A 14,837-nucleotide genomic window follows, 5' to 3' on the forward strand; every position below is an offset into this window, starting at 1 on the left:
CTTCTCCGGTGCCGTCCGTCCGGGTTCACCGGACGCGGCGGCGCCACTCGTTGTCGATGTGCTCGATGAGTGATCGGTAGAGCTCGGCGATGACGGGCGCCAGGCGCTCGAGCTCGGCGGTCGGCGGGTCCGGCATCTGCACGGCGGAGGCGACGGCCTGCTCGAGGAGATCGGCGCGGGTGTCCACGTCGAGGTCGGGGCGGCTCCCCGGCGCCCCACCCATGAAGAAGAACCCGGCCCCGATCGCCCCGAACATGTAGAGCAGCGCGTCGATGTCGAGGTCGGTGCGCACGCATCCCGCGTCGCGCAGCAGCCGCAGGTGTTCGGTCAGCACCTGCGCCCGGGCGGCGACCAGCCCCCCGAGGGTCTCCCCTGCCTCGTGTGCGAGCCGCCCGAGCACCTCGGCGTCGGCCAGGTACAGCGCCCGGGACATCGGGTCGGCCGCGAGCTCCAGGTAGAGCGAGCGCAGCTGCCGGGCAGGCAGAACGTGTGCGGGCTCGGCCTCCATCCGGTCGGCCATGGCCGTGACGACCCGGCGGTTGGCACGCAGCAGCACGGTGAGGAAGAGCGCTTCCTTGGTGCGGAAATGCAGGTAGACGGTGCCCTTGCCGATTCCGGCGTGCCGTGCGACCTCGTCGATGGTGACCCGCTGGTAGCCCCATCGCACGAGCAGCTCCGCTGCGGTGTCGAGTACCCGCTCCATGCGGCTGCTCGCGAACTCCGGCGCGGCCACGCCCACCTCCTCGTCGTGACGCCCTGACCATCTGACGACCTGACCATCTGACGATGTGACCAGATCTATCAATCTGGTCACGACGTGACCGTACGCCGGGCTGCGGCGTCCGACAAGACCGGTTCGCCCGACTGGCACGGGGCTCGGCCCGGACTACCGTTGCGGCATGGCCGACTACGAACATCTGCTGGTCAAGCACGACGGCGACACCGTCCGGATCACGATGAACCGGCCGGACCGGCGCAACGCGCTGTCGGAAGGCCACCTGCGCGAGCTGCTCGACGCGTTCGAGACGGCCGGGCGCAGCAGCGCCACGGGCATCGTGCTCGGCGCCGAGGGCAAGGCGTTCTCGGCAGGCCACGACTTCGCCGACGTGGCGGCCCGCGACCTCGGCGGAGTGCGCGACCTGCTGAAGCTGTGCACCCGCGTCATGCAGACCGTCCAGGAGGTGCCGCAGGTCGTGATCGCGCGGGTGCAGGCCATCGCGACCGCAGCGGGGTGCCAGCTCGTGGCGTCCTGCGACCTGGCGGTGGCGGCGGAGTCGGCCGCGTTCGCGCTGCCCGGGGGCAAGGGCGGCTGGTTCTGCCACACCCCTGCCGTCCCGGTGGCCCGCACCGTCGGACGCAAGCGGCTGATGGAGATGGCCCTCACCGGCGACGCGATCGACGCGGCGACGGCCGCCGAGTGGGGGCTGGTGAACTACGCGGTGCCGGACGCCGAGCTGGACGCCCGGGTCGACGACCTGCTCGCGCGGGCCACCCGCGGCAGCCGCTTCGGCAAGGGCGTGGGCAAGCAGACCCTCTACGCCCAGCTGGACCGGCCGGAGGCCGACGCGTACGCGATCGCCGTGGAGGTGATGGCGTCGCTGTCACAGAGCCCGGGCGCCAGGGAGGGCATGGCGTCGTTCCTGGAGAAGCGCGCGCCCGTGTGGCCCGACTGACCGCCGCTCACCGCCGGTAGGCGAGTCTGCGGAGGAGTGCGTCAACGGGGCCGGGGCGGCCGGTGCGGTCCATCCAGGCCGCGACGGCCAGCGCCACGAGCCAGACGGCGAGGGCGACGGCCAGCGCCCCGAGGCTGTCCACCCGCTCCCCGAGACCCAGCAGGTCGTGGTGCAGCACCACGGCGACGAGCACCGAGTTGACCAGGTAGAAGGTCAGCGACCGCTGTCCCACCGCGGCCACGGCCCGGGTGATCGGGCCGCGCCGCTCGTCCAGGCGCAGGGCGAGCAGCCCGAACGCCGCCGCGTAGCCCGCGCCGCCGAGCACGCCCGTCAGCACCTGTAGGGCGAGCAGAGCGCCGGTGGAGACGACGTCCGGGCGCAGGGCGTCGACCGCGATCAGGGCCGCGGGCAACGCGCCGAGCAGCGACGTGGCGATCCCGCCGGCCGCGATGCGGACCAGGAGCGGGCGGCGGCGCGCCGGGTCGTCGAGCAGCCCGAGGCGCCCGGCCCGGAAACCCAGTACCACGAGCAGGAACAGCGGGAAGGCCACGGCGACGAAGATCGGGTTGAACGGCACGGCGGCCGCACGCGCCGCCCAGTCCGCCGCGGTGCCGTACCCGGGCATCGCGACCGCGGCGATGTCGGGGGCGGCCGCGAGGGAGACCATCGCCAGTGTCACGGTGATGACGTAGCAGGGCACGAGCACCGCGATCGTGCGCGTGACGGCACGGTCGGAGCGGAACAGCAGACCGCCGAGCACGAGTCCGGCCAGCCCGTAGGAGGCGAGGATCTCGCCGGGGAACACCAGGAACGCGTGCACGGCGCCGAAGGCGAGGAGCCACAGGCTGCGCCGGCGGAGCAGGCCACGCGTCTCGGCGTCCGGCACGCCCGCCTGGCGCCTGCGGGCCACCATCCAGGCCAGCCCGTAGCCGTAGAGGATCGCGAACATCGGGAACGCGCGGTTGTCCAGCACGAGCATCACCACGAACCGCGCCACGGTGTCGGGCGCCGAGGTCCCGTCCGGGAGCCGGCCACCGAACGCCACTCCGGCGTAGACCCCGGCGTAGGCCATCGCGATCAGCAGGAGCATCACCCCGCGGGCCAGGTCGGGAGCGAGTTTCCGTTCCGAGCGCGGGGTGGCGCCGTACCCGGCGCTCGCAAGGGGTCCGGTCGCGGTCATCCCACGGTCTCCTTCGTCCTCTGCGGGGGCTTCTCCCCCTTGGCCGCTGCCGCGGCGGCGAGCGCGGAGCTCTCGGCGTGGCCGGACAGGTAGTCGAGGAACCCGGCACCGCGGCCCTTCGCCATCGTCGTGCCCGGGTAGCGCAGCCGGGCGAAGGTCTCGGGCAGGTGGGACTCCAGGCGCCGGGCCGCCACGGCACCACCCGCCCAGGCGACGACCACGGCGTTCCCGAGCGCCACCCCCAGGGCCGCCACGCCGAGCCACGGCGGCGGGTCGGCAGCGAACGCCAGCGGCACCGCCACCGCCACTGTCGGCGCGATCAACAGCAGCACCGCCCAGAGCGCCACCTGGATGGCGAAGCCGTTCTCCCCGGCGTCATTGGCGTTGACCCGGCGGTGTGGCTCGACCCCGGGGGTCACCCCGACCACGGACATCACGGCGGCGACGCCGCTGCCGACCCCGAGCGTGGCCAGGATGCCCGCATAGATCGGCACCGCGAACTCGAACACCCCGGTCAGCACCATCATCAGCGTCGACAGTCCGAAGGCGGGCAGGCCCAGCGCCACGACCAGCCCGATCTGGCGGCCCCTGATGTCGGCCCGCACAGCCCGGGGGCTCTCCCCGACCACGAGCAGCCACAGCGCGGTGCCGTCCTGGCCGAACAGGTTCGCCCCGCTGAGCCCGGCCATCAGGGCGACGGCGATGCCGGCCAGACCGGCGAGCTGCGGGATCCCGGCGATCACACCGTAGATCGCGACGAAGATCCCGAACCAGATCGACGACCGGATCTCCAGGCTCCGCCACGGATCCCGCCACCAGGTGCGCAGCTCCTTGCCGATCACGGCACCGAGCGGCGTGCCGGGCAGCAGCCGTCCCCGTGTCAGCGCCCGGCTCCCCCACGGGCGGGTGCGACGGCGGACGGTGCGGTTGCCCACGTAGGGCGTCAGGAGCGCAACGGCGGCCAGCACCACCAGTGCCGTGACCAGCGCCAACGCGCCGACCAGCCCTGCGGCCGACCCGTAGTCGCCCGCGGCCGCGGCGTCGACGGCCAGCAGGGGCCAGCTGCTGGGGAACAGGCCCAGCACCCCCGAGACCCCCGACGCGCCGAACCCGTCCCGCAGGAACTCCGGCACGGCAGTGATGGCGGGCGAGACGATCAACCACCCGACGAACATCGACGAGAGCACCAGTCCGTACTGGATCGCCGCGATCTCGACGCCCATCCGGGTGCGCATGGCCGCGCCGAGCAGGGCGTACGCCACCCGGGAGACCGCCACGGTGAACACGAGCAGCAGCGCCGCCCCGACCACCGCGGTCCCGACGGCGGCAGCCACGGACGCGACGTCCGGAACGGCCGTCACGAATGCGTAGCCGACCAGCGCGAGCACCGCCGCCGCGGTCACGACCGCGCCGACGCCGACGAACACCGACGCGAGCAGCCCGAACCCCAGCCGCCGCGGGGACAGCGGCAGCAGCGTGAAGTACTCGGGCCGCAGCACGGCCGCCCCCGAGGTCAGTATCGGCCCGACCAGCCAGCCGACGAGCCAGGCGGCGAGCACGAACAGCAGCACGTCGGACCGGGCCGACGGGGCCGCGACCAGCAGGGCTGCCCACGTGGCGAGCGCGCCCCCCACGCCCAGCACGAGACCGAGCACCCGCTTCCAGCTGAGTGTGTGCCGCTGGATCGCGAACTTGAGCCGGATCAGCTCGCCAACCACGCCAGGTCCTCCTCCCCGATCTCGCGCTCCCCGACGAGCCGGACGAAGGTGTCCTCGAGCGTCGAGGCGCCGCGGACGTCGGCGAGGGTGCCTGCGGTCAGGACCTGCCCGGCCGCGATGATGGCCACCCGGTCACAGAGGTCCTCGACCAGCGACATCACGTGCGACGAGATCACCACCGACCCCCCGGCGGCGACGAAACGGCGCAGGATGCCGCGCAGGACGCGGGCCGAGACCGGGTCGACCGCCTCGAACGGCTCGTCGAGCACCAGCACCTTCGGTGCGTGCAGCAGGGCGGTGGCCAGCCCGATCTTCTTGCGCATGCCCGTCGAGTACTCGATGACCTGCACCCCCCGGTCCTCGGCCTCGTCAAGCTCGAGAATGCGCATCAGCTCGGCGGCCCTGGTGCGCACCACGTCGGCGCGCATGTCGCGCAGCAGCCCCCAGTAGGTGAGCAGTTCGCCACCGGTGAGCCGCTCCGGGAGCGCGAGACCGTCGGGGAGCACACCGAGCAGCGCCTTCGCCCGGCCGGGGCGGGTCCACACGTCGACGCCGTGGACGGCGGCGGTGCCGGAGTCCGGGCGCAGCAGGCCGACGGTCATCGCGAGCGAGGTGGTCTTGCCCGCGCCGTTGGGTCCGACGAGGCCGGTCAGCGAGCCGACCGGCACCGTCAGGCTCACGTGGTCGGCTGCCGGTTTCCCGGAGAAGACCTTCGTGAGCCCGTCCAGCTGCAGGGCCGCGGGGGTGTCGATCGACATGCCGGCAACGCTGCCCGTCCGGCGCGCCCCGTACTGCGGCCGACCGGACAGTCCCCCTGGCCGATCGGTCCGCATCCGGCCGGAAAATCAAGCCACTCGGGCATACGTCCCTTCCGTACAGTTCGTCCCATGGTCGACACCGCCCGGCCGGCCGCGCCCCCGGTGGACCGCTGGATGCTCCCCGGGGAGCTGGCCCGCGCCGTCGACCCGGAGGGCCGCACCACCACGGGTACGGCCAGGCGCACGCCCCGCGACTGGGCCGTCGACCTCGCGATGTTCCTCGTGGCCGTACTCGCCGGGGCGTCCGAGCAGACGCTCGTGGTGCTGCCCGACCTGTTCGGCCTGCCCACCTGGCTCCGGATCGCCGATCCGCTCCTCGGCGCCGCGGCGTGCCTCGCGCTGTGGTGGCGCAGGGGGTTCCCGGTGGCCACCGGGGTACTGGCCGCCGTCGCGGCATCGATGTCCAACACGGCGACCGGTGCCGTGTTCCTGCTGCTGTTCTCCCTCGCCCTGCACCGGGGCTGGACGTACGCGGTGCCGGTCAGCTTCGGCATGGTGCTGCTCGGCGTGCCGTACATGGCCACGTACTTCCCGGCGGTGTTCGGGCCGCCCGTCCCGTGGATCCTCGTGATCCTGCTGTTGGTGGCGCTGGTGGTCACCGCAGGACTCGGCGTGCGGGCCCGGCGCCAGCTCGTGCTCGCCATGGGGCTGCGCGCCGACGCCGAGCGGCGCGAGCACGCGAGAGCGCTGGAGGAGAGCCGCCACACCGAGCGGCAGCGGATCGCCAGGGAGATGCATGACGTGCTGGCGCACCGGATCTCCCTGCTGTCGGTGCACGCCGGCGCCCTCGAGTACCGCACCGCCATGGCGGAGAGCGGCACCGCGCCGCCACCGACCGCGGCGGAGGTGCACAGTGCGGTGAGCGTGGTGCGGTCCAACGCGAACCAGGCCCTCGACGAGCTCCGCGAGGTGCTCCACCTGCTGCGCGACCCGGCCGCGACGGCCGACGTCGACCGGGAGGAGATCAGGGCCGCGCCGCAACCCACCGTGGACCGGCTCCCCGCGCTCGTCGACGAGGCGCGCCGCAGCGGCCAGGACGTGCACGCGGACCTCGCCGACGACCTGTCCGCCCTGCGCCCGCAGGTGCAGCGCACCGTCTACCGCATCGTGCAGGAGGGTCTCACCAACGCGCGCAAGCACGCGCCGGGCGCCGCGGTGCACGTCCTCGTGCGGGGCGAGCCGGGTGGTGACGTCGTGGTGCAGGTGGGCAACCCGGTGCCGCTGGGGGTCACCACGAGCGAGATCCCGGGGGCGGGCTCGGGCCTCACCGGGCTCGCGGAGCGCGTTGCCCTGCACGGCGGGGAGCTCACCCGGGAGATCACCGACGGGCGGTTCCGGCTGGGCGCGAGCATCCCGTGGCCACCCGAGGACGCCGTGATCCCGGCGGAGGACCGGCGATGACCACGGAGACAGCAATGACCACGGAGACGGCAATGACCGCGCAACCCGCGATCCGGGTCCTCGTCGTCGACGACGACCCCCTCGTCCGCAGCGGGCTCAACCTGATGCTGGGTGGCGCGGGGGACATCGAGGTCGTCGGCGAGGCCGCGGACGGCGCGGACGTCGTCGACGCGGTGGACCGGCTCGCCCCGCACGTCGTGCTCATGGACGTCCGGATGCCGGTGCTCGACGGCCTCGCCGCCACCGCGGCCCTCGATCGCCGCGCCGGCCCCGGACCGCGTCCCGCCGTCGTGATGCTGACGACCTTCGACGCTGACGAGACGGTGCTCGCCGCACTACGCGCCGGAGCCGCCGGCTTCCTGCTCAAGCACACCCCGCCAGCCCAGATCGTCGACGCCGTGCGCCGTGCCGCCGCGGGCGACCCCGTGCTCTCGCCGAGCGTCACCCGCAGCGTGATCGCGATGGCCGCCCGCCGGCACCCCCCGGCCGCACCGGCCGCCTCCGACGCCCGCGCCCGCATGGACCTGCTGACCGACCGCGAGCGCCAGGTCGCCATCGCCGTGTCGGAGGGGCTCGGCAACGCCGAGATCGCCGAGCGGCTGCACCTGTCCACGTCGAGCATCAAGGCGACGATCTCCAGCGCCCTGACCAGGCTCGACCTGACCAGCCGGATCCAGCTCGCGATCCTCGCCCACGAGTCCCGCCACGGCTGACCCGACCCGTTGCGGGACCGGGCCGCTATCCCCGCTCCAGCACCGCCTTCAGGAACTCCTTCGTGCGCGGGTGTTCCGGGGCGCTGAACAGCCGTTGCGGCGGGGCGTCCTCGATCACCTGTCCGCCGTCGAACATCATCACCCGGTGGGAGAAGTCGCGCGCGAACCCCATCTCGTGGGTGACGCAGAGGATGGTGATGTCGGTGGTCTCGCCGATGTCGCGCAGCAGGGCGAGCACACCGGCGACGAGCTCGGGGTCCAGTGCCGAGGTCACCTCGTCGAGCAGCAGGACGTCCGGGCGCATCGCGAGCGCCCGCGCGATGGCCACCCGCTGCTGCTGCCCGCCGGAGAGCCGTGACGGGTGCTCGTCGATCTTCTCCCGCAGTCCGACCAGGTCGAGCAGCTCCTCGGCGCGCGTGTTGGCCTCGTCCTTCGACAGGCCGAGCACCCGGGTGGGCGCCTCGGTCAGGTTGCCCCGCACGGTCATGTTCGGGAAGAGGTTGAACTGCTGGAACACCATCCCGATGTGTTTGCGCACCTCACGGCTGTGCTTCTCGTCGGCGGGGACGAGCTTGCCGCCCTTCTCCATGTGCGAGAGGTAGCGCCCCGCGACGGTGATGGTGCCGGCGTTCACCGCCTCCAGGCTCATGAGCAGCCGCAGGATGGTGGTCTTGCCCGATCCCGACGGCCCGATCAGCGTGACGTGCTCACCGGGGGCGACGGTGAAGTCGAGGTCGGAGAGCACGACGTTGTCGCCGAACCGCTTCTCCACCCCGTCGAAGACGATCATCGGGTCAGATGGTCCCGACACGGCTCTCCAATCTCCGCACGAGCAGCGAGGCAGGGTAGCTCAGCAGCAGGAAGAGCAACCCCGCGATGGTGTACGGCTCGACGTAGCGGAAGTAGGTGTCGCCCGCCTCCTGGGCGCGGCCGACCACGTCGAGCAGCCCGATCGCGGTGAGCAGCGGCACCTCCTTGAACATCGAGATGACGTAGTTGCCGAGCGCGGGGACGACCCGCGGGACCGCCTGCGGCAGCACCACGCCGGTCCAGACCCGCGAGCGCGGGAGGCTCAGTGCCGTGGCCGCCTCCCACTGCCCGCGCGGTACGGCGTCGATCCCGGCACGGTAGACCTCCGACGTGTAGCACGCGTAGTGCACGCCGAGGGCGATCACGCCGACCGTCAGCGCGCTCAGCACGATGCCGAACTGCGGCAGCACGAAGTACAGGAAGAAGATCTGCACGAGCAGGGGCGTGCTGCGCACGAGCTCCACGAAGCCCCGCACCACCACCGCGAGCGGCCGCGGGCCCCGTTGCAGCACCGCGAGCACCAGGCCCAGGACCATCGCGACGATCGAGCCGAGCACCGTCGCCACCAGGGTGAGGCCCAGCCCTTCGAGCAGCGAGGGCAGGATCGCGAAGGCGTAGTTCCAGTCCCAGATCTGCTGAGACATCAGACCGCCCCCGTGACGGCGGCGCGCCGGGCGCGCTCGGACGGCCCCCGGCCGAGCCGCGCCGCCGCCTTGCGTTCCAGGAACCGCATCACCGCGGTGATGACCAGCGACAGCACGAGGTAGAAGAGCAGCAGCAGCAGGAAGATCTGCAGCACCTGCGGGTTGAACCGCGGGACGAGGATCTGCGTGGCCTGCCGGGTGATCTCGCTGATGAAGACGAACGACAGGATCGAGGTGCTCTTCAGCAGCTGGATGAACAGGTTGTTGAACGGCGGGATCATCTCGACCACCGCCTGCGGCAGGATCACCCGGAACATCCGCTGCGCCGGGGAGAGGCTGAGCGCCAGCGCACCTTCGTACTGGGCGCGGGGCACCGACTGGATCGCACCGCGGACGATCTCCGCTCCGTACGCGCCGTGGTTGAGGCCGAGCACGAGAATGCCACCCCAGATCGGCACGATCTCGAACCCGACGAGCACCGGCAGCGCGAAGAAGATCCAGAACAGCTGCACGACCTCCGACGTGCCGCGCAGCCCCTCCACGTAGATCCGGCTGATCACGCGCACCGGCCGCGACGGCGACAGCAGCGCGAGCCCGGCCGCGAACGAGAGCACGATCGTCAGTGCGATGCCGCCGACGGTGGCCAACAGGGTCTCCGGGAGTCCCTGGGCGAGGACGGACAGGAACGTTGCGAGGTTGTCCACCGCAGCCTCAGGCCGAGCAGAGCTGCTCGGTGGTCAGCCCGGCGGTGGGCAGGTTGGCGTCGGAGAACCCGAACGGGCTCGCGATCTGCACCCAGCGCCCGTTCCCGTGCAGGTTCTGCAACTCGGTGTCGAACGCCTGCCGCAGGTCGTTGTCGCCCTGCCGGAACACGAACCCGCCCGCCGAGACGACGGGCCGCCCGTCCTGGGTGGGGGTGAACCCCGGGGTGACCTCGACGCCCGCCTCCGGGTTCTTGCCGGCCAGCCACTTCAGCGAGATGTCGGTGAGCGCCGCGGCGTAGACCCGGCCCGCGGTGACGGCCTGCAGCAGCGCGTTCTGGTCGTCGAACGGGCTGATGTTGCCGGCCGGGACGCCCCCCGCCTCGGCATAGCCCTGCTCCACGGCCGCGCCGAGCACGGCGAGCTTCAGGTTCTTCGCCGCGATGTCCGGGAACGTGGTGACGCCCTCCGGGTTGCCCCGCGGCACGAGGAACGCGGTGAGCGCGGTGTAGTCCGGGACGGAGAACGCCGCCTGCTGGCACCGCTGGGGCGTGATGTTCATGCCGGCGCAGACCATGTCGAAGCGGTTGGCGTTGAGCGCGGGGATCAGCGAGCCGAAGTCGACCTGCTCGGCCTGCACGTCACGGATGCCGATGCCCTGCAACACCGCGCGGGCCACCTCCGGCGCCTCGCCGGTGACCCTCCCGTCGGTGCCGGTGAAGCCGTAGGGCTCCTCGCCGGCGATCCCGATGCGGATGGTGCCGCTGCTGCGCGCGCTCTCCAGCACGCTGCCGCCGCCGGCGTTCGTGCTGGTACAGGCAGCGAGCGCCGTTGTTCCCCCGAGTGCCACCGCACCTGCGGCGGCGGTGCGGCGGAGGAAGTCACGCCTGCTCCATGATCGCTGCGTCATGGTGGTCCCCTTCCGGATCGAACGGCCGGGACCTTCGTCGGTCACCGACGTCGTCAGGCGAACGTAGGTCAACCCCTCCGGACGGACCGGTGTCTGCAGGGGACGGAGGCCACTCGTTATCCGAACGCAATCAGCCTCGGTGTCCGGAACGCCGGTACCCCGAGCCGATCGCCGGCCCATGCGCGAGGATCGGCCGCATGTTGCGCATCGCCGGGCTCCCCGTGCTGGTCGGCCCTTCCGACGTCGTCGCCGGGGCCAGAGCGGTGATGGGATGGACCGAGGAGGCCGTCGAGGTCGCGGCGTCGCTGCCCGGGCGGGCGTCGGCACTGCTCGACGACGTCGAGGCCCTCGTCGCCAGGATCTCCGCGGTCGCCGACCGGGTGGAGGTCATCGCGGACCGGGCCGACGTCATCGTCGGGTCGGTCGACGAGGTGCTCGTCGGCGTGCGCACCGCCGTCGCCAGGGTCGACACGGTGCTGGCCGACGCGGACGGGCTCGTCCGGCGGATCGACCCGCTGCTCGCCGAGGTGCGCACCGCCGCGGGCGGCGCCGCCGAGCTCGTCACGCAGGCCCGTGTCGTGGCCGACGATGCGGCCGGACTCGTCGGGCGCGCGGGAGAGGTCGCCGACGGAGCCGCGGAGCTCGTGGCGGGAGCGGGCAGCGTCGCCGACCGCGCGGGCGGTGTGATCGACAAGGCCACCGCGGTCGCCGAGCGCGCCACCACCGTGGTCGACCAGGCGGCAGGCGCCGCCGACGGCGCGGGCGAACTGCTCGCCGTCTACCAGCCGATCGCCCGCCAGGCCGCACCGCTCGCCCGGCGCTTCGTGGAGGAGTTCTCCGAGGAGGAGGTGCAGGCGGCGATCCGGCTCGTCGACCAGCTCCCCCAGCTCACCGAGCACATGGAGACCGACATCATGCCGATCCTCGCCACCCTCGACCGGGTCGGCCCGGACGTCCACGAGCTGCTCGAGCAGCTCAAGGAGATGCGCCAGGCCATCCAGGGCATCCCCGGGCTCGGGTACTTCCGCAGGCGCGGCGAGCGCGAGGACGCCGAGAACGGCAGCTGACCTACGCGGGCACGTTCTCCGGGAAGTGGCAGGCCACCCGCTGCCCGGGCGCCAGCTCCACCAGCGGTGGCTCCTGGGTGCCGCAGATGTCCTGCGCCTTCCAGCAGCGGGTGTGGAACCGGCAGGCCGGCGGCGGGTTCAGCGGGCTGGGGACGTCCCCGGTGAGCAGGATGCGCTCCCGCTTGGTCGTCCGCTGCGTGTCCGGCACGGGCACCGCCGAGAGCAGCGCGTTGGTGTAGGGGTGCATCGGGCGGGTGTAGACGGCGTCGCTCTCGCCGAGCTCCACGATCTTGCCCAGGTACATCACCGCGACGCGGTCGGACACGTGCCGCACCACCGAGAGGTCGTGCGCGATCAGCACGTAGGTCAGCCCGAGCTCGTCCTGCAGGTCCTCGAGCAGGTTCACCACCTGCGCCTGGATCGACACGTCGAGCGCCGACACCGGCTCGTCTGCGACGATCAGCTTGGGCCGCAGCGCCAGCGTCCTGGCGATGCCGATGCGCTGGCGCTGCCCGCCGGAGAACTCGTGGGGGTAGCGGTTGTAGTGCTCGGGGCTCAGCCCCACCAGCTGCAGCAGCTCCTGCACCGCCTTGCGGATCCCGCCGGGCGGCTCGATCCCCTGGATGCGGAACGGCGCCCCGACGATCGTCCCGACGGTGTGCCGCGGGTTGAGCGACGAGTACGGGTCCTGGAAGATCATCTGGACCTCCCGGCGCAACGGGCGCATCGCCCGCTGCGGCAGGTGGCTGATGTCGCGCCCGTCGAAGACGATCGAGCCACCGGTGGGCTCGATGAGGCGGGTGAGCAGGCGCCCGGTGGTGGTCTTGCCACAGCCGGACTCGCCCACCAGCGACAGCGTCTCGCCGCGGAACACCTCGAAGTCCAGGCCGCTCACGGCCTGCACCGCACCCACCTGGCGTTGCAGCAGGCCACGGCGCACCGGGAAGTGCTTCTGCAGCCCGGACGCGCGCAGCAGCACCTCCCGCTCGGTCGGGGCCGGCTCCGCCGGCTCTGGGCTGGGCGTCGACCCCGTGATGGTCGATCCGGTGGACATCGGTTCGGTACCCGTTCGGTCGGGGCTCATCGGTCGGCTCACAGCTTCGGCCTGATCTCGTCGTCGAAGATCTGCCGCCGCCGTTCGTCGGACAGGTGGCAGGCGACCCGGTGGCCGTTCGTCCCGACCGCGCGTAGCTCGGGGCGCACAGTGGTGGCCAGGCCGTCGGTGAGCTCGTCGTAGGCACACCGGGGGTGGAAGGCACAGCCCGACGGCACGTTGATCAGGCTCGGCGGGCTGCCGGGGATGGGCATCAGCCGGTCGGACCGCTCGCGGTCCCAGCGGGGCAGCGAGCCCAGCAGGCCCCACGTGTAGGGGTGCTGGGGTGTCTCGAAGACGCTCGCCGCCGAGCCGGTCTCGATCGCGCGGCCGCCGTACATGACCAGGATGTCGTCGGCCAGCTCGGCCACCACGCCCAGGTCGTGCGTAATGATGATCACCGCGGAGTTGAACTCGGCCTGCAGGTCGCGGATCAGGTCGAGGATCTGGGCCTGCACCGTGACGTCCAGCGCCGTGGTCGGCTCGTCGGCGATCAGCAGTTCCGGGTTGCACGACAGCGCCATCGCGATCATCGCGCGCTGGCGCATCCCCCCGGAGAAGTGGTGCGGGTAGTCGTCGAAGCGCGACGCCGCCTGCGGGATCCCCACGCGGTCCAGCAGCTGGACCGCCCTGGTCCGGGCGTCACGCTTGCTCACGTCGTGGTGCAGCCGGTACGCCTCGACGATCTGCTGGCCCACCGAGTAGTACGGATGCATCGCCGAGAGCGGGTCCTGGAAGATCATCGCCATGGTCCGGCCCCGCAGCTTGCGGACCTGCTCGGAACCGGCCGAGACCAGCTCCTGGCCGCCGAGCCAGATCTCGCCCGAGATCTTCGCCGCACGGGCCTTGTGCAGACCCATGATCGACAGGCTGGTCACGCTCTTGCCCGAGCCGGACTCGCCCACGATGCCCAGCCGCTTGCCCCGCTCGAGGGTGAACGACAGCCCGTCGACGGCCTTCACCACGCCGTCGTCGGTCGGGAAGTGCACCCGCAGGTCCCGCACGTCCAGGAAGGCGGGCGGGGTGGCGTCGGAGGGGGTCATGAGTACCTCACCCGCGGGTCGACGATGGCGTAGCACAGGTCCACCACCAGGTTGGCGAGGATGATGAAGATGCTCCCGACCATGACGACGCCGAGCACCTTCGGCAGGTCGTTGTTGACCACCGCGTCCACCGAGTACTTGCCGATACCGGGCAGTGAGTAGGTGCTCTCGGTGAGGATCGCGCCGCCCAGCAGCAGCCCGAGGTCCAGCCCGAAGATCGTCAGGATCGGGGTGAGGGCCGAGCGCAGGCCGTGCTTGACCACGACCGTCCGCTCGGGAAGGCCCTTGGCCCGCGCGGTGCGGATGAAGTCCTCGCCCATGGTGTCGAGCATCCCCGCCCTGGTCAGCCGGGCGTAGCCCGCGGCGTACAGGAATGCGAGCGTGATCCACGGCAGGAGCAGGTCGTACGCCCACAGGAAGGGGTTGTCCTCGATCGGCGTGTAGCTGCCGCCCGGCGCGGTGATGCCGAGCGCGTAGCTGAAGACCGCCAGTGACAGCAGCCCGGTGAAGAAGATCGGCAGCGACACCCCGGCGAGCGCCACGCCCATAGCGGCCCGGTCGAAGATGCTGCCGGGACGCAACGCCGACACCACACCGGTGGCGACGCCGGCGACCACCCAGATCAGTGCGGCGCCCGCGGCCAGCGACAGCGTCACCGGGAGCCGGTCGAGCAGGTCGGGCAGCACGGGGTTCTGGGTGAGGAACGAGTACCCGAAGCACGGCGCCGGACAGTGCACCGTGGACGGTCCGGTGCTGTAGTCCGCACCGGCCACGATCCCCTTGAGGAACCGGCCGTACTGCACCCAGATCGGGTCGGTGAAGCCGAGCTTCACCGCGATCACGTGGATCTGCTCGGCATCGGCGGTCTTGCCGACGTAACGCGACGCGAGATCCTCGGGGGTGGCCCCGGCGAGCCGGGGCACCAGGAAGAAGATCGCGAACACGGCGGCTGTGACGATCAGCAGCAGGATCACCGCCGCGACCAGCCGCCGCACGATGTAGATGGCCATCACTTACGGCTCGGTGGCCGGTGGGCCGCACCGGTCGGGTGCGGCCCACCGGCCCA

The 14,837-nt window shown here is 72.1% G+C and carries 15 protein-coding genes; 4 read left to right on the forward strand and 11 right to left on the reverse strand.

The window, feature by feature from the left end; all coding sequences use genetic code 11:
* Nucleotides 1-25 precede the first annotated feature (25 nt).
* The gene (locus tag ACQPZA_RS30245) at nt 26-733 is read right to left on the reverse strand and encodes a TetR/AcrR family transcriptional regulator (protein WP_433275506.1); all 708 of its coding nucleotides are present in this window, start codon (nt 731-733) and stop codon (nt 26-28) included.
* 166 nt (nt 734-899) lie between these two features.
* Here ACQPZA_RS30245 and ACQPZA_RS30250 point away from each other — a divergent pair, with 166 nt between their 5' ends.
* Nucleotides 900-1,673 carry an enoyl-CoA hydratase-related protein gene (locus tag ACQPZA_RS30250; protein WP_433275507.1) on the forward strand — a complete coding sequence of 258 codons (774 nt, stop codon included), beginning with the start codon at nt 900-902 and terminating at the stop codon, nt 1,671-1,673.
* 7 nt (nt 1,674-1,680) lie between these two features.
* On the opposite strand, the gene ACQPZA_RS30255 is transcribed toward ACQPZA_RS30250, so the two are convergent.
* The 3 genes from ACQPZA_RS30255 to ACQPZA_RS30265 are packed head-to-tail and all read right to left on the reverse strand — an operon-like array spanning nt 1,681 to nt 5,329.
* Nucleotides 1,681-2,853 carry a DUF418 domain-containing protein gene (locus ACQPZA_RS30255; protein WP_433275508.1) on the reverse strand — a complete coding sequence of 391 codons (1,173 nt, stop codon included), beginning with the start codon at nt 2,851-2,853 and terminating at the stop codon, nt 1,681-1,683.
* The gene (locus tag ACQPZA_RS30260; RefSeq protein WP_433275509.1) at nt 2,850-4,571 is read right to left on the reverse strand and encodes a hypothetical protein; all 1,722 of its coding nucleotides are present in this window, start codon (nt 4,569-4,571) and stop codon (nt 2,850-2,852) included. Before ACQPZA_RS30260 ends, ACQPZA_RS30255 begins: the two co-directional genes overlap by 4 nt.
* On the reverse strand, nt 4,556-5,329 hold the full coding sequence (locus tag ACQPZA_RS30265) for an ABC transporter ATP-binding protein (RefSeq protein ID WP_433275510.1): 774 nt from the start codon (nt 5,327-5,329) through the stop codon (nt 4,556-4,558). The genes ACQPZA_RS30260 and ACQPZA_RS30265 overlap by 16 nt, the downstream gene beginning before the upstream one ends.
* A 129-nt stretch (nt 5,330-5,458) precedes the next feature.
* Between ACQPZA_RS30265 and ACQPZA_RS30270 the strand changes: the two genes are divergently transcribed.
* Nucleotides 5,459-6,790, forward strand: coding sequence for a sensor histidine kinase (locus ACQPZA_RS30270; protein WP_433275511.1), 1,332 nt, complete (start codon nt 5,459-5,461; stop codon nt 6,788-6,790).
* Between the two features lie 32 nt (nt 6,791-6,822).
* Nucleotides 6,823-7,503: a response regulator transcription factor gene (locus ACQPZA_RS30275; RefSeq protein WP_433275512.1), complete on the forward strand. Its 681-nt coding sequence runs from the start codon at nt 6,823-6,825 to the stop codon at nt 7,501-7,503.
* 25 nt (nt 7,504-7,528) lie between these two features.
* Here ACQPZA_RS30275 and ehuA read toward each other — a convergent pair whose 3' ends face one another.
* Genes ehuA through ehuB form a run of 4 tightly spaced genes read right to left on the reverse strand, consistent with a single transcriptional unit; the run spans nt 7,529 to nt 10,568 of the window.
* Nucleotides 7,529-8,293, reverse strand: a complete 765-nt coding sequence (gene ehuA / locus ACQPZA_RS30280; RefSeq protein WP_433275513.1) for an ectoine/hydroxyectoine ABC transporter ATP-binding protein EhuA — start codon at nt 8,291-8,293, stop codon at nt 7,529-7,531.
* A gap of 4 nt (nt 8,294-8,297) precedes the next feature.
* Nucleotides 8,298-8,957, reverse strand: coding sequence for an ectoine/hydroxyectoine ABC transporter permease subunit EhuD (gene ehuD, locus ACQPZA_RS30285; protein WP_433275514.1), 660 nt, complete (start codon nt 8,955-8,957; stop codon nt 8,298-8,300).
* A complete protein-coding gene (gene ehuC, locus ACQPZA_RS30290) occupies nt 8,957-9,661 on the reverse strand; it encodes an ectoine/hydroxyectoine ABC transporter permease subunit EhuC (RefSeq protein ID WP_433275515.1) in 705 nt (234 codons plus the stop codon). The genes ehuD and ehuC overlap by 1 nt, the downstream gene beginning before the upstream one ends.
* Nucleotides 9,662-9,668: 7 nt before the next feature.
* On the reverse strand, nt 9,669-10,568 hold the full coding sequence (ehuB, locus tag ACQPZA_RS30295; RefSeq protein WP_169397847.1) for an ectoine/hydroxyectoine ABC transporter substrate-binding protein EhuB: 900 nt from the start codon (nt 10,566-10,568) through the stop codon (nt 9,669-9,671).
* Between the two features lie 197 nt (nt 10,569-10,765).
* On the opposite strand from ehuB, the gene ACQPZA_RS30300 reads away from it, so the two are divergent.
* Nucleotides 10,766-11,635, forward strand: coding sequence for a hypothetical protein (locus ACQPZA_RS30300; protein WP_433275516.1), 870 nt, complete (start codon nt 10,766-10,768; stop codon nt 11,633-11,635).
* Nucleotide 11,636: 1 nt separating this feature from the next.
* On the opposite strand, the gene ACQPZA_RS30305 is transcribed toward ACQPZA_RS30300, so the two are convergent.
* From ACQPZA_RS30305 to ACQPZA_RS30315, 3 genes are read right to left on the reverse strand one after another with little or no spacing between them, the layout of a single operon-like run.
* Nucleotides 11,637-12,689: an ABC transporter ATP-binding protein gene (locus ACQPZA_RS30305; protein ID WP_433275517.1), complete on the reverse strand. Its 1,053-nt coding sequence runs from the start codon at nt 12,687-12,689 to the stop codon at nt 11,637-11,639.
* Nucleotides 12,690-12,727: 38 nt separating this feature from the next.
* Nucleotides 12,728-13,771 carry an ABC transporter ATP-binding protein gene (locus tag ACQPZA_RS30310; protein WP_433275518.1) on the reverse strand — a complete coding sequence of 348 codons (1,044 nt, stop codon included), beginning with the start codon at nt 13,769-13,771 and terminating at the stop codon, nt 12,728-12,730.
* Entirely contained in the window at nt 13,768-14,781 is a 1,014-nt protein-coding gene (locus tag ACQPZA_RS30315) for an ABC transporter permease (RefSeq protein WP_433275519.1), read from the reverse strand. The genes ACQPZA_RS30310 and ACQPZA_RS30315 overlap by 4 nt, the downstream gene beginning before the upstream one ends.
* Nucleotides 14,782-14,837 lie beyond the last annotated feature (56 nt).

Origin of the sequence: Pseudonocardia xinjiangensis (assembly GCF_050948425.1) — a bacterium.
Classification (GTDB): domain Bacteria; phylum Actinomycetota; class Actinomycetes; order Mycobacteriales; family Pseudonocardiaceae; genus Pseudonocardia; species Pseudonocardia xinjiangensis.